Raw genomic sequence first — 21,886 nt, forward strand, 5'->3', positions numbered from 1 at the left:
GTTTGCGGCGGTGATAGTTATTGCCTCTGACACCGGACGGCTGAACGCCCGGCGAACGAAAAGGGTGGCGCGGCTATGCTGATGATCGATGCCGGACAGGTTTCCCCGATGCCCGCTCTTCCGAACTGCGCCATCGCCGGCGCCCGGCCTGCGACCAAGCGCATGGCGGACCTGCCGACGCCGGTGCATGATGCGTTGCTGGCCTCGGTCGGACAGCCGATCGCCGAGGCGGGGGCGCCGTTCCACGCGTCGGACGTCGTGCCCCCGAACGCGCCGCCGCGCGTGCGTTTCCTGCGGGCGTATCGGGTGCGCGACCTGTGGCTGGTCTGGGTCGAGAAGGGCGGCATCGGCCACGACTTCCGCCTGCTCGCCTTTCGCGATGCCGCGAAGGGGGCGAGCGTTGCGGTGCCTGTGCCGCAGGAGACAAGCCGCAACCTGTGCACCGCGTCGCGGGCGATGGCGAAGGTTTAAGTCACCCCTCCCCTTCAGGGGAGGGGGCGGGGGTGGGGCGCTTCCGCAAACGTTTCGCCGGTGGACAGGCCCCACCCCAACCCCTCCCCTGAAGGGGAGGGGCTATCGATGGTCCAATCAGCCAACCGGCGTTAGGCCTGTTCGGCTTCCTTGCGGGCGCGTTCCTCGTAGAAGTTGCGGACGACGTCCCACGCCTCTTCGGCGGTTTCGACATAGGTGAAGATGCCGAGATCGCGCTCGGACACCACGCCTTCCTCGACCAGCGCCTCGAAATTGACGACGCGTTCCCAGAAGGCGCGGCCGAACAGCAGGACGGGAATCGGCTGGATCTTGCCCGTCTGGATCAGGGTCAGCAGTTCGAACAGCTCGTCGAACGTGCCGAATCCACCAGGAAAGGCCGCCAACGCGCGGGCGTGCAGCAGGAAGTGCATCTTGCGCAGCGCGAAATAGTGGAACTGAAGGCTCAGCGACGGCGTGACATAGGGGTTGGGCGCCTGCTCGTGCGGCAGGACGATGTTCAGGCCGACCGACTCGGCGCCGACGTCAGCCGCACCGCGATTGGCGGCTTCCATGATCGACGGGCCACCGCCCGAGCAGACGACGAACTGGCGCATCCCGCGATCGTCGCGGGGCAGGCGGCTGGTGATCTGGGCCAGCTCGCGCGCGATGTCGTAGTACTTGCTCTTGGCGACGAGATTCTCCGCGATCTTGCGCGACTTGTCGTCATGCGCCAGCGCCAGCAGCGCCTCGGCCTTGGCGGGCTCGGGGATGCGCGCCGAGCCGTAGAAGACGAAGGTCGAGGCGATCTTGGCCTCTTCGAGCAGCAACTGCGCCTTCAGCAGTTCCAGCTGGAAACGGACGGGACGAAGGTCTTCGCGCAGCAGGAAGTCCATGTCCTGAAAGGCCAGCGTATAGGCGGGGCTTTCGGTCTGCGGCGTCGAGACGATCGTCTTGGCGCTCTCGGCGTCCTGGCTGGCATTGGGGAAGACGCGGTTCGGTACTTGGGTTTTATCGGTCATTTTGGGTGATGTAGGGTATCGCCGGTCCATGCGCTACCGGCAAAAATGTGCGGCATCATCCTCCAGATGCAGGTGGTTGCGATGCGCCGCGTTGTAATCCGGGCTTAAAACCGTGCCGAAGCGCTTGCAGGCCGAGGCCCGGATGACCGTCCAGAATTGCCGCACCTGCGGGTCGGTCGAATGCCAGTCGTTCAGCAGGGTGATCCGCCGCCCGTCCTTCAGCACGAAGCCGCCGACATCGACCGCATTGGCCAGCGCATGGCCCGAACGCCGGTCGCCGATCCGCTTGGTCCCGACGATGTTGCGACAGGCATAGGTGCCCATGCCCTCGACCTTGGCCAGCGGCGAGCCCAGGATCTGCCAGGCGGCGGGGGCGACGGCGTTGCGCACCCATCCGGCAAAGGCGCGGGCATTGCCGCATCGCATCGCGGTGACGCCGGTGACGGGCACGCCGATATCGGTCAGCTGCACCGCGCCATAGAGACCGCAGCCCGGCCCCAGTTCCTTGTCGGGCAGGCGGCGATAATCGACGCCCTCGCGCCGCAGATCGGCCTCGCACTGCGCAGTTTCGCGGACCGGCGGGCGATAGGGTTCGGGGCGCGAGGCCTGCTGGACGGGCCGATCGGGACGCCCGCAGGCGGAGAGGAGCGCCGTCCCCAGGATCGGAACGACGAGAAACAGGGGGACGCGAACCATGCGACCCCTTGCTCCCTTTACCGCCGCTTTGACCAGCCCCGATCAGCCATTCTGAGGCGTGTCTGCGACATGTTCCAATATGTCGCCCGGCTGGCAGTCGAGCGCGGTGCAGATGGCATCGAGCGTGGTGAAGCGGATCGCCCGCGCCTTGCCGGTCTTCAGGATCGACAGATTGGCGAGCGTCAGGTCGACCCGCTCGGCCAGTTCGGTCAGCGACATGCGCCGGTCGAGCAGCAGCCGGTCGAGATTGATCCGGATCGCCATCAGATGGTCCCTTCCGCATCCTCGCGCAGGCGCACGCCCTCGCGAAATATTTGTGCCAGCACCAGGGTCAGCAGGATGGCGAACACGCCGTCCACGCCCATCGGTTTGATCATGTCGTGCGCGTCGAAGGGCAGCATAGGGGGCAGCGCGAATTGTAGCAGATAGGCGACCGCGATGGTGCCCGCGATCCAGTTCAGCCGCTTGACGTTGGCGAGGGTGAAGGGCGCGCCCGCCGCCGTGCTGCGCAGCATCTGGATCAGCGGCAGCAGCGCGGCCCAGGCAAGCCCCAGGGCCGTCAGCATGACTGCCAGCGCAGCGACGACCACGCCGGAGGTCTTCATGTCTAGCGCTTGTGCGTTCACATGCACCGCCCCCAGCGCGCCGGGCGAGATCGCATCGACGATTAACACACCGGCAGCCGCCAGGATAACGGCCGTGACGAACGCCAGAATGGCGAGCAGCGCGACGTAGAGTAACGTGCTGATGTGACTGGCAAAGCGTGTCATCCGTCCTATCCTCCATTCCAAATCAATATCGATATTCAATAATTCATCATCGAATATCGTGCAACTAATATATTGAAAATCGATATGACGGATAACGAGGATGGCTTCTTTGAGTGTGTGGAGCGCACACGCTCGACAACGTACGGAAAGGGTAGGCGAGGCTCACATCGCAAAAGTCCTGCGTTTAGCCGCACGACAAAAGTAAAATTGCGTCATCGCGATTGTGGTTGTCATCGTCGATCGACATCGCTAGGGCCGTCGACGGGCCACGCGGTCCCAACGCCGCGCGTGCTCTCTGTGAGGAGAGTCTTAAATGACTGATTTGAATACCGCTGACGCCACTCTTGCGCCCGCGAAGCCCGCCACCAAACCGGCGCGTCCCTATTTCTCCAGCGGCCCCTGCGCCAAGCCTCCCGGTTGGGAAGCAGCCAAGCTCGCGACGGACAGCCTCGGCCGTTCGCATCGCTCGAAGATCGGCAAGCAGCGGCTGCAATATTGCATCGACCTGATGCGCGAGCTGCTCAAGCTGCCCGACACCCACCGCATCGGCATCGTCCCCGGCTCCGACACCGGCGCGTTCGAGATGGCGATGTGGACCATGCTGGGCGCGCGCCCCGTCACCACGCTTGCCTGGGAAAGCTTCGGCGAGGGCTGGGTGACCGACGCGGTCAAGCAGCTGAAGCTCGATCCCACCGTCCTGCGCGCCGATTACGGCCAGATCGCGGACCTGGATGCGGTCGACTGGTCGAACGACGTGCTCTTCACTTGGAACGGCACCACCTCGGGCGTGCGCGTGCCGAATGGCGACTGGATCGCCGACGACCGTCAGGGCCTGTCCTTCGCCGACGCGACCAGCGCGGTGTTCGCCTATGACCTGCCCTGGGACAAGATCGATGTCGCGACCTTCTCGTGGCAGAAGGTGCTGGGCGGCGAGGGTGCGCATGGCGTCCTGATCCTGGGGCCCCGTGCGGTCGAGCGTCTGGAGACCTACACCCCCGCCTGGCCTCTCCCCAAGGTCTTCCGCCTGGTGTCGAAGGGCAAGCTGGCCGAGGGCGTGTTCAAGGGTGAGACGATCAACACGCCCTCGATGCTGGCCGTCGAGGACGCGATCCTCGCGCTCGAATGGGGCAAGGGGCTGGGTGGTGCTGAGGCGCTGATCAGGCGTTCGGATGCCAATGCGGCGGCCCTTAACAAAATCGTCGAGGAGCGCGACTGGCTCGGCCATCTGGCGGCCGATCCGGCGATCCGTTCGACCACCAGCGTCTGCCTGACGGTCGAGGGTGCGGACGAGGCGGTCATCAAGAAGATGGCCTCGCTGCTCGAAGCCGAAGGCGCGGCCTATGACGTGGCGGGCTACCGCGACGCGCCCGCTGGCCTGCGCATCTGGTGCGGCGCCACGGTCGAAACCGCCGATATCGAAGCGCTCGGCCCCTGGCTCGACTGGGCCTACGCAACCGCCAAGGCCTGACCTTTCAAAGCCCTCTCCCCTTTGGGGAGAGGGTTGGGTGAGGGGCGATGCTGGGCCATCGGCGCGTGTGTCGCCAAGCCCCAACCCCTCACCCCGACCCTCTCCCCAAAGGGGAGAGGGAGCATTGCTTCTCTGCGCCTACGCGCGCCCCAATTTCCCGGAGCTTTCCTCATGCCCAAAGTTCTCATCAGCGACAAAATGGACCCCAAAGCCGCCCAGATCTTCCGCGAGCGCGGGGTCGAGGTCGACGAAATCACCGGCAAGACGCCCGAAGAGCTGAAGGCGATCATCGGCGAATATGACGGTCTGGCGATCCGCAGCTCGACAAAGGTCACAAAGGAGATCCTGGAGCACGCGACGAACCTGAAGGTCGTCGGCCGCGCCGGGATCGGCGTCGATAATGTCGACATCCCCGCCGCCAGCGCCAAGGGCGTGGTGGTGATGAACACGCCGTTCGGCAACTCGATCACCACCGCCGAACACGCCATCGCCCTGATGTTCGCACTCGCCCGCCAGCTGCCCGAGGCCGATGCCTCGACCCAGGCCGGCAAGTGGGAGAAGAACCGCTTCATGGGCGTCGAGCTGACGTCGAAGACGCTGGGCCTGATCGGTGCGGGCAATATCGGCTCGATCGTCGCCGACCGCGCGCTGGGGCTTCGCATGAAGGTCGTCGCCTTCGATCCCTTCCTGACGCCGGAGCGTGCGCTGGAAATGGGCGTCGAGAAGGTGACGCTGGACGAGCTGCTCGCCCGCGCCGACTTCATCACGCTGCACACCCCGCTGACCGACCAGACCCGCAACATCCTGTCGGCGGAAAATCTCGCCAAGACCAAGAAGGGCGTGCGCATCATCAACTGCGCGCGCGGCGGCCTGATCGACGAGGATGCGCTGAAGGCAGGGCTCGATTCGGGCCATATCGGCGGCGCGGCGCTCGACGTGTTCAAAGTCGAACCGGCCAAGGAAAGCCCGCTGTTCGGCACGCCCAACTTCATCTCGACTCCGCATCTGGGCGCCTCGACCACCGAAGCGCAGGTCAATGTCGCGATCCAGGTCGCCGAGCAGCTGGCCGATTTCCTGGTCTCGGGCGGCGTCACCAACGCGCTCAACATGCCCAGCCTGACCGCCGAGGAAGCGCCCAAGCTGAAGCCCTACATGGCGCTGGCCGAAAAGCTCGGCTCGCTGGTCGGCCAGCTGTCGCATGGCGCGGTGACCGGCATCGCGATCGAGGCGGAGGGGGCCGCCGCCGCGCTCAACCTCAAGCCGATCACGGGCGCCGTGCTGGCGGGCTTCATGCGCGTCCATTCGGACACGGTGAACATGGTCAACGCGCCGTTCCTCGCCAAGGAGCGCGGGCTCGACGTGCGCGAAGTGCGTCATGACCGCGAGGGCGATTACCACACGCTGGTCCGCGTGACGGTGACGACGGCGGACGGCGAGCGCTCGGTCGCGGGCACGCTGTTCGGCGATCAGGCCCCGCGCCTGGTCGAACTGTTCGGCATCAAGGTCGAGGCCGATCTCGCCGGGCCGATGCTCTATGTCGTCAACGAGGACGCACCCGGCTTCATCGGCCGCCTGGGCACCACGCTGGGCGAGGCGGGCGTCAACATCGGCACCTTCCACCTCGGCCGCCGCTCGGCGGGCGGCGAAGCGGTGCTGCTGCTCTCGGTCGACGAGGCGGTGGATGCGGAGCTGCTGGCCAAGGTCAAGGCGCTGCCGGGCGTGAAGACCGCCATGGGTCTGGCGTTCTGATCAGCTGAAATCAGAAGCTGATGGAAAGGGCCGGATGCGGAAACGCGTTCGGCCCTTTTTCTGCAAAAAGCTATTCGAGCGGGGCTTCTGCTCCGCCCGACAAGGGCCGCGGTCTCGGTCCTGACGGAGGCTCGACAGGTTCCGGTCCATCGTCGCGGCGTAAGGGCGGGAATTTGGGTGGTGGACGGCCGCCTGCCACGAATATCGCCGTGATCCCGGCTCGTATGGCTTCCCTTTCCGCATCGGTCATGCGGGAAGGGCCGGTAAGGTCCTTGATGGGCATGAGGTCATCCTCGCTGCTGCTGATCGGTGTATAGCATATCACCGAGCGAATGGGGAAAGCCCTCTCCCGCCGGGGAGAGGGTTGGGTGAGGGGTAGGGGCTGGGCCGCGACGTCTCACCCGGCCCCAGCCCCTCACCCCGGCCCTCTCCCCAGTGGGGAGAGGGAGTGGTACATTCCTCCAAACGGGGGGCGATAAACTATGCAGACCGATCCGGTACTCCGCGATCGCGCCCGCGCCATGCGTCGGGAGATGACTGAGCCGCAAAAACGCCTCTGGCTGATCCTGCGTGATCGCCGCTTCCACGGCATCAAATTCTCGCGCCAGGTCGCGATCGGCCCATACATTGCCGACTTCGCCGCGCGGTCCCACAAGCTGGTCATAGAGGTTGACGGCGATACGCATAACGACCAATCACGCGACGCCCACCGTACCACTTGGCTCCAAGGCCGAGGCTATGCGGTGATCCGCTTCCGAAACGCGGATGTCATGACCAACCCCGACGGCGTGGCGCACACGCTGATGAACAGGCTTATCCGATGACCGCGCTCCTTCCCGAAGGCTATCACGACCGTCTTCCCCCCTATGCCGATGCCGCCGCCTCGGTGGAGGCGCGGGTGCTGGAGGCGGCGCGGCTGCATGGATATGAGCGCGCCGATCCGCCGTCGATCGAGTTTGCCGAGGCGCTGGGCTCGCGGCTGAAGGCGGGTGGCTTGCATGACGCGGTTCGCTTCGTCGATCCGGTGTCGCAGCGCACGCTGGCGATCCGGCCCGACCTGACCGCGCAGGTGGCGCGCATCGCCGCCACCCGCATGGGGCATCACCCGCGCCCGGTGCGCCTGTCCTATGCGGGCACGGTCGTCCGCCTGCGCGGCTCCGAACTCGCGCCCGCACGCGAGTGGCGGCAGATCGGGGCGGAGCTGATCGGGCTCGACTCGACGGCCGCCGCCACCGAAGTGGTGCGGGTCGCAGTGGAGGCTCTGGTCGCTGCGGGGACGACCGGGATTTCGATCGACTTCACGCTACCCGATCTGGTCGACCTGCTCGCCGCCGGGCCGCTGCCGGTCGCTCCCGATCAGGTGGCGGCGCTGCGGGACCGGCTGGACGCCAAGGATGCGGGCGGGGTCGCGGCGATCGCACCGGACTATCTGCCGTTGGTCGAAGCCGCCGGGCCGTTCGCGACCGCGATGGAGCGGCTGCGTGCCTTCGACACCCAGGGTGTGCTCGCCAGCCGCCTTGATGCGCTGGAGGCGATTGCGGCGGCGCTGGGTGAGGGGGTGTCGATGACGCTCGACCCGACCGAGCGGCATGGTTTCGAGTTTCAGAGCTGGCTGGGCTTCTCGCTGTTCGTCGCTGGCCCTCCGCGTGAGGTCGGGCGCGGCGGCACCTATACGATCTTCCATGAGGACGGCGCGGAGGAGAAGGCCACCGGCTTTTCGCTCTATGCCGATGCCATCGTCGCCACCGCGCCGCCGACCGAGCGGCGGCGGCTGTTCCTGCCCTTCGGCACCGCGCCTGAAACGGGCGCTTCGCTGCGGGCGCAGGGCTGGGTGACGGTGCAGGCGCTGGAGGAAGGCGACACGCCCGAAGCACAGCTTTGCACCCATATCCTGAACAACGGCCAGCCAACCGCCATCGCCGGTTGACATAGGGGGCCGCGTCCCGCTAGGCGCGCCCCGCACATTATTGGAAACCCCCATCCGCCGAGTCCTGTCGAAGGGCGCATGGGGTCCGTCCGGCAGGCGGAGCATAGCATCCATGGCAAATGTAGCAGTCATCGGCGCGCAATGGGGCGACGAAGGCAAGGGCAAGATCGTCGACTGGCTGGCCGAGCGCGCCGACATGGTCGTCCGTTTCCAGGGCGGGCATAATGCCGGTCACACGCTGGTCGTCGGCGAGAATGTCTACAAGCTGTCGCTGCTCCCCTCGGGCATCGTGCGCGGCACCCCCAGCGTCATCGGCAACGGCGTCGTCCTCGACCCCTGGGCGCTGAAGGCCGAGATCGAGCGTCTGGGCGAGCAGGGCGTCCATGCCTCGCCCGAGACGCTGCGCGTCGCCGACAATTGCCCGCTGATCCTGCCGATCCACCGCGACCTGGACGGTCTGCGCGAGGACGCCAGCGGCGCGGGCAAGATCGGCACGACGCGGCGCGGCATCGGTCCGGCCTATGAGGACAAGGTCGGCCGCCGCGCGATCCGCGTGTGCGACCTGGCGCATCTGGACGACCTCGGCCCGCAGCTCGACCGCCTCTGCGCGCATCACGATGCGCTGCGTGCCGGGTTCGGCGAGCCGCCGGTGGATCGCGAGCGACTGTTGGCCGATCTGCGTGAAATCGCGGCCTTCGTCCTGCCCTTCGCCAAGCCGGTGTGGCGCGACCTCAACGAGGCGCGCAGCGGCGGCAAGCGTATCCTGTTCGAGGGTGCGCAGGGCGTGCTGCTCGACATCGACCATGGCACCTATCCCTTCGTCACCTCGTCCAACACCATCGCGGGTGCGGCGGCGGGTGGTTCGGGCCTGGGGCCGTCGGGCGTCGGCTTCGTACTGGGCATCGCCAAGGCGTACACCACCCGCGTCGGCTCGGGCCCATTCCCGACCGAGCTGGAGGACGAGACCGGCCAGCGTCTGGGCGAGCGCGGTCATGAGTTCGGCACCGTCACCGGCCGCAAGCGCCGCTGCGGCTGGTTCGACTCGGTGCTGGTGCGCCAGTCGGCGGCGGTCGGCGGCATCACCGGCATCGCGCTGACCAAGATCGACGTTCTCGACGGGTTCGACGAGGTGAAGATCTGTGTCGGCTACAAGCTGGGCGACGAGACGCTCGACTATTATCCGACCCATGCGGCGGATCAGGCGAAGGTCGTCCCCGTCTATGAGACGATGGAAGGCTGGCAGGAATCCACGGCGGGTGCACGGAGCTGGGCCGATCTGCCTGCGCAGGCGATCAAGTACATCCGGCGGATCGAGGAGTTGATCCGCTGCCCCGTGGCGCTGGTGTCGACCAGCCCGGAGCGCGAGGACACGATCCTGGTTCGCGATCCCTTCGCGGATTGATCTTGGAGGCCCCGGCGGAAGTCGGGGCCTTTTTTTGGGCAGGTTTCCCTTGCCCCGGAACCCAGCAAAAGGCCCGGCCGCTTGCGCGACCGGGCCCTTGCCGTAGTGACGAACCCGAAAGGGATTACATGCCGCCGCTGCTGCCCGGCGGCGTCGTGGTCCCACCGCTGGTGCCGGTGCCGACCTGGCCGCTGGTGGTCGGATCGCTGCCAAGCGTACCGCTGCCGGTCGTGGTGGACGATCCGGTGGCGTCCGGCAGGGTCGAGGGGGTGTTGACCGTGCTGTCCGGCGTGGTCGTCCGGCTGCGGCTCTTGCCGCGCGTCGTCGAGCGGGTGGTGGTGCCGGGCGTCGTGCTCATCGTGTCACCGGGCTGGCCCATGGTCTGGCCGGGCATCTGCCCCGGCATGGTCTGACCCGGCATCGACTGGCCCGGTGCGGTGGTCTGTCCCGACATTCCGCCGGCCGTGCCGCCCGACACCTGGGCGAAGCCCGCAGCGGGGATCACAAGCGCGGCGGCGGCGATTACATGCATGTAACGCATTGATTCTCTCCTGCTTTATTCTCGTAATGGTTAACGAGGCAGGAGAACGTCCGTTCCTCTAGCTAACCACATTGGCCGCGATGAAGCAACGCCTGATCGGCTAAAACCAGCGCGACCATCGCCTCGACCACGGGAACGCCGCGAATGCCGACACATGGATCATGACGGCCCTTGGTGGCGATCTGCGTCTCCTCGCCGGTGCGGGTGATGGTGTCGACCGGGGTCAGGATCGAGCTGGTCGGCTTGAACGCAACCCGCATCGTGACGGGCTGGCCGGTGGCGATACCGCCCGCGATGCCGCCCGCATGGTTCGCCAGGAAGCGGGGCCCGCCATTGCCGGCGCGCATCGGATCGGCATTCTGCTCACCGGTCAGCGCGGCGGCGGCGAATCCGTCGCCGATCTCGAAACCCTTGACTGCATTGATGCTCATACAGGCGGAGGCGAGTTCGCTGTCCAGCTTGGCATAGAGCGGCGCGCCCCAACCGGCGGGCACGCCGGTCGCTTCGCACGCGACGACCGCGCCGACCGAGGAGCCGGACTTGCGCGCGCCGTCGACGATCGCTTCCCAGCGTTCGGCGGCCGCAGCATCGGGGCAGAAAAAGGGGTTGGCGTCGATCTGAGCATCGTCGAACGCCTCATAGTCGATCCGATCGCCGCCGATCGATTCGACCCATGCGCGAATCTTGACCTGAGGGATCACGGCGCGGGCGACCGCACCCGCCGCGACCCGCGCCGCCGTCTCGCGCGCCGAGGATCGCCCGCCGCCGCGATAGTCGCGAAAGCCGTACTTCGCGTCATAGGCATAATCGGCATGGCCGGGGCGATAGGCGAGCGCGACGTTGCCATAATCCTTGGACCGCTGGTCGACATTCTCGATCATCAGGCTGATCGGTGTGCCGGTGGTCCGCCCCTCGAACACGCCCGACAGGATGCGGACCTGATCGGGTTCGCGGCGCTGCGTGGTGAAGCGGCTGGTGCCCGGACGGCGCTTGTCGAGCCAGGGCTGGATGTCCTCTTCCGACAGCGCGATGCCCGGCGGGCACCCGTCGACCACCGCGCCCAGCGCCGGGCCATGGCTCTCGCCCCAGGTGGTGAAGCGGAACAGGCGGCCGAAACTGTTGAAGCTCACGCAGCATCTCCCAGCCGGGCAAAGGCCGGCGCATGTGTGGCGGCCCCGCGCACGCCGCAGGGGATCAGGCCGCCCTGTAGCGGGGCGGCCAGGAAATAGTCGCCCGCATAGGGGCTGTCGAAACCGCTCGCGACATCGGCGGCGAAACCGAAGCGGCCATAGAAAGCGGGATCGCCCAATGCGAAGCACAGGACGACGCCTTCCTTTTCAAGCCGTTCGAGCCCAGCGGCGACCAAAGCCTCGCCGACGCCCTGCTGCCGCCAGTCGCGCGCGACCGCGATGGGGGCGAGGGCGACGGAATTGATGGGCTTGCCGCCGATCTCGACGGCCATCCGGCTGAACGCGATCGCGCCGATCAGCCCGTCCGTGGCCTCGTTGATGGCGACCAGCATCAGCACCATGTCGCCCTCCACGCACAGGTCGCGGACCAGCGCGGCTTCGGCGGGGGCGGAGAAGCTGGCGACGAGCAGCGCGTCGAGCGCGGCGACGTCCTGCCCTTGGGCCGGGCGGATGGTGATGGCGGCGGAAAGCTGGTCGGACATGGGTTCGTCTTTAGCGTCGCCGGGGCGCAAGGCGCGATAGATAAAGTTGGCCGCCCACTCCTCCCCTGTAAGGGGAGGTGGCAGGCCGCAGGCCTGACGGAGGGGTGTCGGCATTCGCGATGGCGGGCTGTCCTCGCCACCGCCCATGCCCCTCCACCATGCTCCGCATGGTCCCCCTCCCCAAGCGGAGCTTGGGGAGGACTGGTTTTACGCCAGCGCGATGTCCGGTGCGTCTTCGGCCTTCATGCCGATGACGTTGTACCCGGCGTCGACATGGTGGATTTCACCGGTCACGCCCGAGGACAGGTCGGACAGCATATAGAGGCCAGCGCCGCCGACATCCTCGATGGTCACGGTGCGACGCATCGGCGCGTTCAGCTCGTTCCACTTCAGGATATAGTTGAAGTCGCCGATGCCGCGCGCGGCCAGCGTCTGGATCGGGCCCGCCGAGATCGCGTTGATGCGGATATTCTCCGGGCCGAGGTCGACCGCGAGATACTTCACGCTGGTCTCCAGCGCCGCCTTGGCCACGCCCATGACGTTATAATGCGGGATGACCTTTTCCGCACCGTAATAGGTCAGCGTCAGGATCGAGCCGCCCTCGGGCATCATCGTCCGCGCACGCTGGGCGACGGCGACCAGCGAATAGGCCGAGATGTTCATGGTCATCAGGAAATTGTCGAGCGTGGTGTCGTAATATTTTCCACGCAGCTGCGACTTGTCCGAAAAGCCGATGGCATGAACCACGAAGTCGATCGTCGGCCACTCGGCCTTCAGATCGACGAACAGCTTGTCGAGCGACTCCATCTCGGAGACGTCGCAATCGAACAGGCGCGCCACGCCCAGCTGTTCGGCCAGCGGGCGAACCCGCTTTTCCATCGCCGCGCCCTGATACGAAAAGGCGAGCTCCGCGCCCGCCTCCGAAAGCTGCTTGGCGATGCCCCAGGCCAGCGATTTGTCATTGGCCAGGCCCATGATGAGCCCCCGCTTGCCTGCCATCAATCCGTTCACGCCGTTACCGCTCCTGCCGGTTCACTTCCATCAATCCCCCTCTCTAGCGCCGGTTCGGGGGGTTCCGCCAGTGCCGCGTTCAAATGCGCACCGAAAACCAGCCCCAGGCCTATGAGATAGAAGAACAACAGCATCACGACGACGCCCGCCAGGCTGCCATAGGTCAGGTCATAACCACCCAGCTTGGACAGGACCCAGGGCAGCAGTGCGGTCATGCTGACCCACCAGGCGGCGGTGAACAGGGCCCCCGGCCATTTGGGGCAGTCGCTCTCGCGATATTTCCCCGGCGTGACCGAATAGAAGAGCAGGTAAAGCGCGCCGAACATGACTACGCCGGGGATCAGTCGCGACAGGCCGATCCAGCCCGCCATGTCCTGCGCGAAGGGGACGAGGCGATAGATGAACTGCTCCGCCGCCGTCAGGATACCGGCCGCCAGGAAAGACAACAGCGCGACGACGACCGAGGCGATCATGACCAGCGTCGAGGACAGCCGCGATTTCCAGAAGGCGGCCGTCGCCTTTACGCCGTAAGCGCGGTGGAAGATGTCGCGGATCGTCTCGATGAACCCGCCGACCGTCCATAGGCCGACCAGCCCGCCCAGCCACAGCAGCGATCCGGTCCGCGCCGCCAGCACGTCGGAGATGGGCTTGCGCAACAGTTCGCTGACATCGGGGGGCAGGACGTGAAGGAAGCTCTCCACCGCATGCTGCGTCTCGTTACTCTGCCCGAACAGCGAGAGCAGCGCGGCGGTGGTGATGAAGAAGGGGAACAGCGTCATCAACGCCAGATAAGCGAGGTTCCCGGCATGGATGAACCCGTCATTGAACACGCCCAGGCTCGTTCGCTTCAGGATTTCAAAAGCATAGGAGCCGGGTCGGACCTTGGCGATCTGCCGGTCCAGCCGCTGTCGAGCCTTGCCTAGATGGTGTGCGCGTTCTTCTGGAGTCAGGCCGTTCACATCGCTCATGGAACGATCAGACGCCCATGGCGGCCCTCGGGTTCCTGCCGTCGGTCCATTCCGCCGCAAACTGTTGTAGCGCGGCATCATCGGCGGGGATGTCGATCATCAGCGTGATCAACTGGTCGCCGCGCCCGCCATCCTTCTTGTGAAAGCCCTTGCCCTTCAGGCGCAGCGTCTTGCCCGAGCTGGTGCCCTTGGGCACGGTCAGCATGACCGGACGCTCGACCGTCGGCGCCTTCACCTGGCCGCCCAGCACCGCCTCGGCCAGCGAGATGGGCAGGTCCAGCCGGACATCGTCGCCGTCGCGGGTGAAGAAGGCATGGGGGACGACCTCGATGGTGATGATCGCGTCGCCGGGGCCGCCGGGGCCTTGCTCGCCCTTGCCGCCAAGGCGCATCTGGGTGCCGCTCTCGACACCGGCGGGCAGTTTCAGGTCGATCGTCTTGCCATCGGCCAGCGTGATCCGCTGCGGGCTGAGCGTGGCGGCGTCGACAAAGGGGACACGCAGGGCATAGGCGCTGTTCGCGCCCTTGGCGGCGGAACGGCCCCGTCCGCCGAACCCGCCAAAGCCGCCCGAAAAACCGCCGCGCCCGGCACCGCTGAACATCCCCTCGAAAATATCCGACATATCGGCGCCCTCGCCGCCGAAATCGAATTGCTGGCGGAAACCGCCCCCGGCCCCACCAGCGCCACCCGCACCCGGGCGCGGACCGCCGCCGAAACCGCCGGGGCCGCCGCTATAGCCGAAGGGCGAGGTGGGGTTGCCGTCGCCGTCGATCTCGCCCCGGTCGAACCGGGCGCGCTTGTCCTTGTCGTTCAACAGGTCATAGGCGTTGGTGACCTGGCTGAACTTCTCCGCCGCTTTCGGATTGTCCTTGTTGCGGTCGGGATGCAGTTCCTTCGCCAGCTTGCGATAGGCTTTCTTGATATCGGCTTCGCTGGCCATGCGGCTCACGCCCAGCGTCTGATATGGATCGGCCACTCTGTTCCCCGTTGGCAGTGTATTACCTTCTCATGTGGGGGAGTCCGTGCCGGAGCGCAATCCGTTCCCCATGCGTTGGAGCGCCGGAAGGAGACGGATCATGACCGAACCGATGCAGGCCGTTGGCAAGGACGGCAAGAAGGGCGCGCCGGACGGCGTTTCGGATGCGCCCGGCAAACATGGTGGCGAGAGCCAGGGCGGCGGGTACGAAGGCGTGCCCGAGCGCGAAGGCGACTTTCATGGCGGCCAGAGCGGGGCGGCCTATCATGGAAAGGGCGGCCACCCCGACCCGGACAAGGACAATCCCAACGCGGTGACGGAAGAGGGCTAACCCGACCTGCGTCTATCCCTAACCTCCGTTCAGCCTGAGCGAAGTCGAAGGCCACGGGATACAACTCGCGGGGAACGGCTCGGCTTGCACTTCGACTTCGCTCAGTGCGAACGGAGGTTGGGTTAGGTCGCGGGATGGCGGGCTATCCCGCGACCATCTCTTCCATCGGCGCGACGTCGACGCTGACGTCCATCTTCTGCGCGCCCGAGCCCAATACGACGCCATCGACCGGCGCGATTTCGGCATAGTCGCGGCCGACCGCTACGATGATGTGGTCGCCCGCCATCCAGATGCCGTTGGTCGGATCGACCCCGACCCAGCCATGCTCCGGCCCGCCCCAGATCAGCACCCAGGCATGGGTGGCGTCCGCGCCGACCAGCCGCGCCTGGCCCGGCGGCGGCAGCGTGCGGATATAGCCCGAGGCATAGGCCGCCGGGATGCCCGCCGCGCGTAAGCCCGTGATCATGATCTGCGCAAAGTCCTGGCAGACGCCGCGCCGCTGGCGGAACGCCTCGGCCGGGGGCGTGTCGACCAAAGTGGCGGCGGGGTCGAAGGCGAATTCGCGCTGGATGCGGTTGGCGAGCGCAAATCCGGCTTCCAGCGCGCCGCGTTCCGGCGACAGGTCCGACGCGCACCATTCGGCTATGGCGGGGTCGAGCGGGATCAGCGGCGAGGGGAAGATGTAATTGGCCGGGCTCGCCGCCGACAGGTCGCGGCTGCTTCGGGCGAGCGCGGAGACTTCGGCCAGTGTCGGATCATTCGGGGACGGCATCGGCACCGGGCGATCGACGACCATGCGCGCGCGGCTCTCGATGGTCAGGCTGCGCACCGGCCGGTCGACGACCAGCCGGGTGACATGCGCCAGCCCCGCCTCGGCATGGGCGGCGCGGGTGCGGCCGACCGGCTCGACGATCAGGTCGTACGCCTCCAGCGTCTGGCCAGGCCAGTCGATGGGCTTCAGCCGCAGATTGCAGCGCGCATATTTGACCTGCGCGCCGTAATCGAAGCGGGTGATGTGGCGGATGTCGTAGATCATGCCCCGTCTCTCATGCCAGGGTAAGTCCCCCGGCGCGCAACGGCTCCGCGCCTTGCAGGAAATAGCGGCGCGCGATCGCTTCCGACAGCAGGCCCAGCCGCCGCTCGACATCGCCCAGCGTATCGGCGTCGAGCGTGCGGGCGTCCGCCGTTTCCAGCGCGGCGCGGATGGCGATGGCTTGCGCCTGTTGCGGCTCGGCCATGTCGTCGTCGGACAAGACGGGCAGGCGCGACAGGCAGTCGGCGATGCGCGCGGTCTGATAGGCGAGCGCGCGCGGGTTGTTGGGGTCGAGCGCGACCAGATCGACCACCGCGACGCGGGCCAGGCCGGTCGGATAACGCTGGCGATAGCTGATCTGGCTGTTGGCGAGGTCGAGCAGGGTGGACAGGTCGTCCGCCGACGCCCCCGCCATGCCGAACAGCCGCGTCGCGCGCGCCACCGCCACCGCCCGCTCGACGCGGCGACCGAGGTCGTGGAAGCGCCAGGCGGTGGTGCGCACCATATGCTCGGCCGACAGTCCGGCGATCGCGGCATAGCGGCGTTGCAGCGACCCCGCCCGGTCTAGCATCCCGGCATGGCTGGGGAAGGGGGCTTCCAGCAGCCGCACCATGTCGGCCGACAGGCGGTCGCGCGATCCTTCGCTGATCCCGCGCGCCAGCCGGTTGATGCGGGCAACCGAATGAAAGCCCTCATCCTCCATCGCGGTCCGCGCGAACTGAGTGAGCGCGGCGCGGTGCAGGCTGTCGGGATGCGGGGCCGCGCCGCCGCCGGTGATGAGGCCGACCAGCCGCCCGACCGTGCGCGGGTCCAGCGCCGCGCCGCCATCGACGTCGATCGAATTGCCCAGCATCACGCGGATCGCCGCGAGCAGCGCCTCGCCCCGCTCCAGATAGCGGCCCAGCCAATAGAAATTGTCCGCCACCCGGCTGGGCAAAGTCCCCGGATTGCGCCGGACATGCAGCGAATCGGGGTCGGCGAGCAGCGATATCGGTGTCACCGGCTCAGGCCCATGGACGCAGACATCGGCGGACCACAGCCCTTCGCCGATCATCGCCGCCGTCGCCTCGGGATGGTCGCCGATCCGGCCGAAGCCGCCGGGCATGACGGTCCACCGCCCCTCACCGTCACGCGCGGCAAAGACGCGCAAGGTGAAGGGGCGCGGCTCCAGCCGGTCACCGATGACCACGGGCATGGTCGACAGGCGGACCATCTCCTGCCCGACATAATCCTGCGGCCGTTTCGCCATGTCGGTCAGCAGCGTGGCGCGCTCCTCGGCCGACAGGCTCGCGCCCGTGCGAGCGCCATCGGGCAGGCCCAGCGGGCGGGGGCCGAAGGCGGGGGCGATCAGCAGCGTGTCGAGATGCTCGGCGACATGCGCGGCCTGGCGCGGCCCACCGCACCACCAGGTCGCGATATTGGGCAGCATCAGGGGCCCACCCGCCAGAGCCTGTGCCAGCGCGGGCAGGAAGGCGGAGACGGCGGGGCTCTCCAGCACGCCTGCGCCCGGCGCATTGGCGATCACCACCTGCCCCTCGACATAGGCGTCGATCAGGCCGGGCACGCCGATCTGTGAATGGCTGTCAAAGGCCAGCGGGTCGAGCAGCCGGGGATCGAGCCGCCGCCACAGCGCATCGATCCGCTTCAGCCCCGCAACGGTGCGGACATAGACCTGCCCCTCGATCGCGGCGAGGTCCGCGCCCTCGACCAGCAACAGGCCGAGATAGCGCGCCAGATGCGCCTGTTCCGGGTAGCTCGGGTTGAACCGGCCCGGCGTCAGCAGGCCGATACGCGGATCGGTGCGGCGGCATTGGGCGGCCAGCCCGGCGCGAAAGGCGGCGAAGAAGGGCGCGTGGCGCTGCACGTTCAGCCGGTTCTGCAAGCCACCCAGCGTCCGGCTGACCGCCAGCCGGTTCTCCAGCGCATAGCCAGCGCCCGCCGGGTTGCGCAGATGATCGGCCAGCACCCGCCACTCGCCGTCCGGCCCGCGCGCCAGGTCGAAGGCGACGAAGCTCAGATGATGGCCGCCCGGCGGCGTCACGCCGACCATGGGCCGCAGGAAATAGGGGCTGCCGGTCGCCAGCGCGGCGGGGATGAGCCCTTCCGCCACGAGCCGACCGGGGCCGTAGAGATCGGCGAGGATCGTCTCCAGCAGCGCGGCGCGCTGCATCACGCCCGCCTCGATCCCCGCCCATTCCCGCGTGTCGATCAGCAGGGGGACGGGCGAGACGGGCCAGGGCCGCTCGTCGGTTTCGCCGATGATGCGAAAGCCGGTGCCGATATCGGCGGCGTGGCGCTGCACCCGTTCGCGCGCATGGGCCAGGTTGCTGGCGACGGCGGCCAGTTCCTCCAGCATGGCGGACCAGGCCGGGTCGCCGGACCGCGCCAGCACGTCCGCGCCGGGGGCGGCCGCGCGATAGGCGTCGATCCAGGCGGCGGCCTGCGCGGGGCTATCCTCGGAGGGGTCCATCGGCGGGGAAAATCGCCGGATCGGCCCAAGGTTGCAACAGGCGATTAGAGATCGGGCAGGATTTGATCCGCCACACCCCAGCCGCGCAACGCCGCACCGCCCGCGCGCGTCGCCAGTTCCCCGGCATCGCGGATCGTCCAGCGCGCCGCCGTGTCGATGCCGTCCAACTCGCGCCACGCCACCGGGGCCGCGACCGGCGCGCCCGATCTTGCCCGCGCCGAATAGGGCATGACGGCGGTCGCCCCGCGCTGGTTGCGCAGCCAGTCGATGAAGATTCGGCCCTTGCGCCTGGCCTTGGTCGCCACCGCGACGAAGCGGTCGGGATCGCTCTTTGCCAGTGCCTTGGCGAAGCGTTCGGCGAAATCCGACACGGCGGGCCATTCGGCGTTCGGGGTCAGCGGTACGACGACATGCACGCCCTTGCCGCCCGACAGCATGGCAAAGCTGGTCAGGCCCAGTTCGGCGAGCTGGTCATGAATATGCACGGCGGCGCGTTTCACATCGTCGAAGGTCACGGACGGGTCGGGGTCGAGGTCGAAGATCATCCGGTCGGGCTGTTCCAGCGTGCCGATGGAGGAGCCCCAGCCGTGAAACTCGATCGAGCCCATCTGGATACAGGCGCGCAGGCCCTCCGCATCCTCGACATAGAGATAGGGTTCGGTGCCGCCGTCCTTTTCCCGGATCGGCACCGAATGGACATGCGGTCCGAAACTGCCCGCGTCATGCTTCTGGAAGAAACACGCCCGCGCCCGCCCCTGCGGACAGCGGACCAGGCTGACCGGTCGGCGCGCGACCCAGGGCAGCATCAACGGAGCGACCGTCGCGACATAATCGGCGAGATTGCCCTTGGTCAGGTCGCCGTCGGGAAAGATTACCCGTTCGGGATGGGTGATGGCGATATCGCTCTCCTCGGCCGAAGGCGCGGGGGCGGGGCGTTCCTCGACCACCTGATCGGCAGGCTTATCCTCGCGGAGTCCGATGAAGCTGGGATGGCGGAGCAGGCCGTCGGGCGTCGTCTCGGTAAACGCGATCTCGGCGACCAGATCGGGGCGCACCCATTTCGCGCCGCGTACCATCGCGCGCGGCGCCTCGACGGTCGCGGTCTTGCGGGTGCGGGCGTCGAGCAAGGTGCGCAACTCGGCCATGCGGTCTTGCGTAAAGCCGGTGCCGACCTTGCCGACATAGGCCAGCTTGCCGTCGCGATTCACGCCCAGCAGCAGCGATTTCAATCCCCGCCGCGCCTTGTCGGACGGCAGCCAGCCGACGATCACGAACTCCTGCCGCTTCAGGCATTTGATCTTCAGCCAGTCGCGGCTGCGCGCCGATGGGTAACGACTGTCGGCACGTTTGGAGACGACGCCTTCCAGCCCCTCGGCACACAGTTTGTCGAACAGCGCCTCGCCCGAGCCGGTGACGTGTTCGGCGAACTGGATAACCTCGTCGCCCTTGGGCACGATGCCGCGCAGCCGCTCCTTGCGCTGGACCAACGGCAGGCCGGTCACATCCTCGCCGTCCAGCGAGAGGAGGTCGAAGGCGAACAGGCTCATCGGCTTGGTCGTGCCGATCGCATCCTTCAGCGTGGAGAAATCGGGGCGACCGTCCTTGAACGCGACGATCTCTCCGTCGATCAGCGCGCTGGTGACGGGCAGGTCGGCGGCGGCCGCCACGATGCCGGGGAATTTCTCGCTCCAGTCCAGCCCGCTGCGGGTGAAGACCCGCGCCTCGCCCCCGCCGACCGCGATCAGCGCGCGGTAGCCGTCATATTTGATCTCATGCAGCCAGCCATTTCCGGCCGGGACCTGATCGACCAAAGTGCAGAGCGCCGGGGGCTGAAATTCGGGCATCGTGCCCGCTTTCGCCTTGGCCTTCGCTTTCGCACTGCCCGGCCGCGCCTTCGCTGCCTTGGCGGACCTTGGCTTCGCCGCTTTCCCTTCGGCGATCTGCGCCATGGTCCGTCCGGTCGACACGCTGGTCAGCGCCTGATCGGTCAGCGTGTCGGTGCCCCCGGCCTGGGCGTCGGCGACCTTGCGCAGCAGCCAGTTCTCGCGCTTCTCCTTGCCCCTGGGCTTCATGCGGACGAGCAGCCATTCGCCCTTCATCCGCTCGCCATCGAGGATGAAGTGGAGATGCCCGTCCTCCAGATCCTTGGCACTCTTGCCCGCGACCGGCGACCAGGTGCCGCGATCCCACAGCATCACCGTGCCGCCGCCATATTCGCCCGCCGGAATGGTCCCCTCGAACGTCGCATAGGATAGCGGATGATCCTCGGTCCGTACCGCCAGCCGCTTTTCGTCAGGGTCCAGGCTCGGCCCGCGCGTGACCGCCCAGCTTTTGAGCACCCCGTCCACCTCCAGCCGGAAATCCCAGTGGAGCCGGGTCGCGTCATGCTTCTGCACGATGAAGCTGTTGCCCTTGCCCGGCGCCAGCGTCCCCGCCGGTTCGGCGGTGCGGGTGAAGTCGCGCTTGGCGTTATAGCGTTCGAGCGGATCAGCCATGTCTGCGCGCCGGGGCTTTGCGGGTGGTCTTTTTCGCAGGCGTCTTGCGGGTCGTCTTGGCCGGAGCCTTGCGGGATCGGCTGCGCGTCTCGCCCGTCTCCATCGACTGTTTGAGTGCCGCCATCAGGTCGGCCACATTGCCGCTCGACTTGGGCGTTGCGTCATCCTCGTCCTCGATGACCTTCTTGCCCTTGGCCTTGCGCTTGCGTTCGATCAGGCGGTGCAGCGCCTCGACATAATGGTCGTGGAATTGCTTGGGGTCGAAGGGGCCGGACTTCTTCTCGATCAACGCCTCGGCCAGGTCGAGCAACTCGGCATCGGGCTTGGCATCACCGATATCGCTGAAATAGGCTTGTGCCTTGTTCACCTCGTCGGCGTAGCGCAGCGTCTCCAGGATCAGCCCGCGCCCGCATGGCCGCAGGCTGACGATATATTCGCGCCCCCGCAGCGCCAGCTGGCCCAGCCCGACCTTGCCCGTCCGCTTCAACGCCTCGCGCAGGACGATAAAGGCTTCCTCGGCCAGATCGTCGGCGGGCACGACGAAATAGGGGCGCTCATAGTAAAGGACGTTGATCTCGCCCGCATCGACGAAGCGGGTCAGCTCCAACGTCTTCTTCGACTCCAGCTTGACCGCGTCGATCTCGTCCTGGTCGAGCAGGACGTAATCGCCCTTGGCGACCTGATAGCCCTTCACGATCTCGTCGGTGTCGACCGGGCCGATGTCGTTGACGACCTTTTCGTAATGGATCGCGTTGCCGCTCGGTTCGTGGATCTGCTTGAACTGGATGGTCGCGCCGCTTTTGGTCGCCGGATAGATCTCGACCGGGATCGACACGAGCGCGAGGCGTATCTGGCCTTGCCAGTAAGCGCGTGCGGGCATTGGGGAA

21 protein-coding genes are annotated in these 21,886 nt (G+C 67.1%); 7 read left to right on the forward strand and 14 right to left on the reverse strand.

Annotated elements, in window-relative coordinates; genetic code table 11:
- Positions 1-75: 75 nt before the first annotated feature.
- Positions 76-471: a hypothetical protein gene (locus tag GGQ89_RS01425; RefSeq protein WP_184103526.1), complete on the forward strand. Its 396-nt coding sequence runs from the start codon at positions 76-78 to the stop codon at positions 469-471.
- Between the two features lie 131 nt (positions 472-602).
- On the opposite strand, the gene GGQ89_RS01430 is transcribed toward GGQ89_RS01425, so the two are convergent.
- From GGQ89_RS01430 to GGQ89_RS01445, 4 genes are read right to left on the reverse strand one after another with little or no spacing between them, the layout of a single operon-like run.
- Positions 603-1,490, reverse strand: a complete 888-nt coding sequence (locus GGQ89_RS01430) for an LOG family protein (RefSeq protein ID WP_042490639.1) — start codon at positions 1,488-1,490, stop codon at positions 603-605.
- 33 nt (positions 1,491-1,523) lie between these two features.
- Positions 1,524-2,186, reverse strand: coding sequence for an extensin-like domain-containing protein (locus GGQ89_RS01435; protein WP_184103529.1), 663 nt, complete (start codon positions 2,184-2,186; stop codon positions 1,524-1,526).
- Positions 2,187-2,228: 42 nt separating this feature from the next.
- Positions 2,229-2,450, reverse strand: a complete 222-nt coding sequence (locus GGQ89_RS01440; RefSeq protein WP_056430864.1) for a helix-turn-helix domain-containing protein — start codon at positions 2,448-2,450, stop codon at positions 2,229-2,231.
- Positions 2,450-2,956, reverse strand: coding sequence for a DUF2975 domain-containing protein (locus GGQ89_RS01445; protein WP_184103532.1), 507 nt, complete (start codon positions 2,954-2,956; stop codon positions 2,450-2,452). Before GGQ89_RS01445 ends, GGQ89_RS01440 begins: the two co-directional genes overlap by 1 nt.
- Positions 2,957-3,269: 313 nt before the next feature.
- On the opposite strand from GGQ89_RS01445, the gene GGQ89_RS01450 reads away from it, so the two are divergent.
- The 5 genes from GGQ89_RS01450 to GGQ89_RS01470 all read left to right on the forward strand — a co-directional run bounded on the left by GGQ89_RS01450 (position 3,270) and on the right by GGQ89_RS01470 (position 9,502).
- Positions 3,270-4,424 carry a phosphoserine transaminase gene (locus GGQ89_RS01450; protein ID WP_184103535.1) on the forward strand — a complete coding sequence of 385 codons (1,155 nt, stop codon included), beginning with the start codon at positions 3,270-3,272 and terminating at the stop codon, positions 4,422-4,424.
- A gap of 171 nt (positions 4,425-4,595) precedes the next feature.
- Positions 4,596-6,173 carry a phosphoglycerate dehydrogenase gene (gene serA, locus GGQ89_RS01455; protein WP_184103538.1) on the forward strand — a complete coding sequence of 526 codons (1,578 nt, stop codon included), beginning with the start codon at positions 4,596-4,598 and terminating at the stop codon, positions 6,171-6,173.
- Positions 6,174-6,655: 482 nt separating this feature from the next.
- Complete coding sequence (locus tag GGQ89_RS01460; RefSeq protein ID WP_184103541.1) at positions 6,656-6,997, forward strand: endonuclease domain-containing protein; 342 nt, start codon at positions 6,656-6,658, stop codon at positions 6,995-6,997.
- Positions 6,994-8,100, forward strand: coding sequence for an ATP phosphoribosyltransferase regulatory subunit (locus GGQ89_RS01465; protein ID WP_184103544.1), 1,107 nt, complete (start codon positions 6,994-6,996; stop codon positions 8,098-8,100). The genes GGQ89_RS01460 and GGQ89_RS01465 overlap by 4 nt, the downstream gene beginning before the upstream one ends.
- Positions 8,101-8,212: 112 nt before the next feature.
- On the forward strand, positions 8,213-9,502 hold the full coding sequence (locus tag GGQ89_RS01470) for an adenylosuccinate synthase (RefSeq protein WP_184103547.1): 1,290 nt from the start codon (positions 8,213-8,215) through the stop codon (positions 9,500-9,502).
- Between the two features lie 124 nt (positions 9,503-9,626).
- On the opposite strand, the gene GGQ89_RS01475 is transcribed toward GGQ89_RS01470, so the two are convergent.
- From GGQ89_RS01475 to GGQ89_RS01500, 6 genes are all read right to left on the reverse strand, one after another.
- Positions 9,627-10,043 carry a hypothetical protein gene (locus GGQ89_RS01475; RefSeq protein WP_076714876.1) on the reverse strand — a complete coding sequence of 139 codons (417 nt, stop codon included), beginning with the start codon at positions 10,041-10,043 and terminating at the stop codon, positions 9,627-9,629.
- 62 nt (positions 10,044-10,105) lie between these two features.
- Positions 10,106-11,173 carry a chorismate synthase gene (aroC, locus tag GGQ89_RS01480; RefSeq protein WP_061780565.1) on the reverse strand — a complete coding sequence of 356 codons (1,068 nt, stop codon included), beginning with the start codon at positions 11,171-11,173 and terminating at the stop codon, positions 10,106-10,108.
- Entirely contained in the window at positions 11,170-11,715 is a 546-nt protein-coding gene (locus GGQ89_RS01485; protein ID WP_184103551.1) for a GNAT family N-acetyltransferase, read from the reverse strand. The genes aroC and GGQ89_RS01485 overlap by 4 nt, the downstream gene beginning before the upstream one ends.
- Positions 11,716-11,922: 207 nt before the next feature.
- Positions 11,923-12,714, reverse strand: coding sequence for an enoyl-ACP reductase FabI (fabI, locus tag GGQ89_RS01490; protein WP_056431409.1), 792 nt, complete (start codon positions 12,712-12,714; stop codon positions 11,923-11,925).
- Between the two features lie 8 nt (positions 12,715-12,722).
- Positions 12,723-13,694, reverse strand: a complete 972-nt coding sequence (locus GGQ89_RS01495; RefSeq protein ID WP_184103553.1) for a YihY/virulence factor BrkB family protein — start codon at positions 13,692-13,694, stop codon at positions 12,723-12,725.
- A gap of 7 nt (positions 13,695-13,701) precedes the next feature.
- Entirely contained in the window at positions 13,702-14,670 is a 969-nt protein-coding gene (locus tag GGQ89_RS01500; protein ID WP_184103555.1) for a DnaJ C-terminal domain-containing protein, read from the reverse strand.
- A gap of 100 nt (positions 14,671-14,770) precedes the next feature.
- On the opposite strand from GGQ89_RS01500, the gene GGQ89_RS01505 reads away from it, so the two are divergent.
- Positions 14,771-15,001: a hypothetical protein gene (locus GGQ89_RS01505; RefSeq protein ID WP_076714885.1), complete on the forward strand. Its 231-nt coding sequence runs from the start codon at positions 14,771-14,773 to the stop codon at positions 14,999-15,001.
- A gap of 142 nt (positions 15,002-15,143) precedes the next feature.
- On the opposite strand, the gene GGQ89_RS01510 is transcribed toward GGQ89_RS01505, so the two are convergent.
- The 4 genes from GGQ89_RS01510 to ku are packed head-to-tail and all read right to left on the reverse strand — an operon-like array spanning position 15,144 to position 21,879.
- Positions 15,144-16,037, reverse strand: a complete 894-nt coding sequence (locus GGQ89_RS01510) for a transglutaminase family protein (protein ID WP_184103558.1) — start codon at positions 16,035-16,037, stop codon at positions 15,144-15,146.
- A 10-nt stretch (positions 16,038-16,047) separates the two neighbouring features.
- Complete coding sequence (locus GGQ89_RS01515; protein ID WP_184103561.1) at positions 16,048-18,504, reverse strand: circularly permuted type 2 ATP-grasp protein; 2,457 nt, start codon at positions 18,502-18,504, stop codon at positions 16,048-16,050.
- A gap of 44 nt (positions 18,505-18,548) precedes the next feature.
- Positions 18,549-20,999, reverse strand: coding sequence for a DNA ligase D (gene ligD, locus GGQ89_RS01520; protein WP_184103564.1), 2,451 nt, complete (start codon positions 20,997-20,999; stop codon positions 18,549-18,551).
- Positions 20,992-21,879 carry a non-homologous end joining protein Ku gene (gene ku / locus GGQ89_RS01525; protein WP_184103567.1) on the reverse strand — a complete coding sequence of 296 codons (888 nt, stop codon included), beginning with the start codon at positions 21,877-21,879 and terminating at the stop codon, positions 20,992-20,994. The genes ligD and ku overlap by 8 nt, the downstream gene beginning before the upstream one ends.
- Between the last annotated feature and the right edge of the window lie 7 nt (positions 21,880-21,886).

The organism is Sphingomonas yabuuchiae (assembly GCF_014199595.1).
Taxonomy (GTDB): Bacteria; Pseudomonadota; Alphaproteobacteria; order Sphingomonadales; family Sphingomonadaceae; genus Sphingomonas; species Sphingomonas yabuuchiae.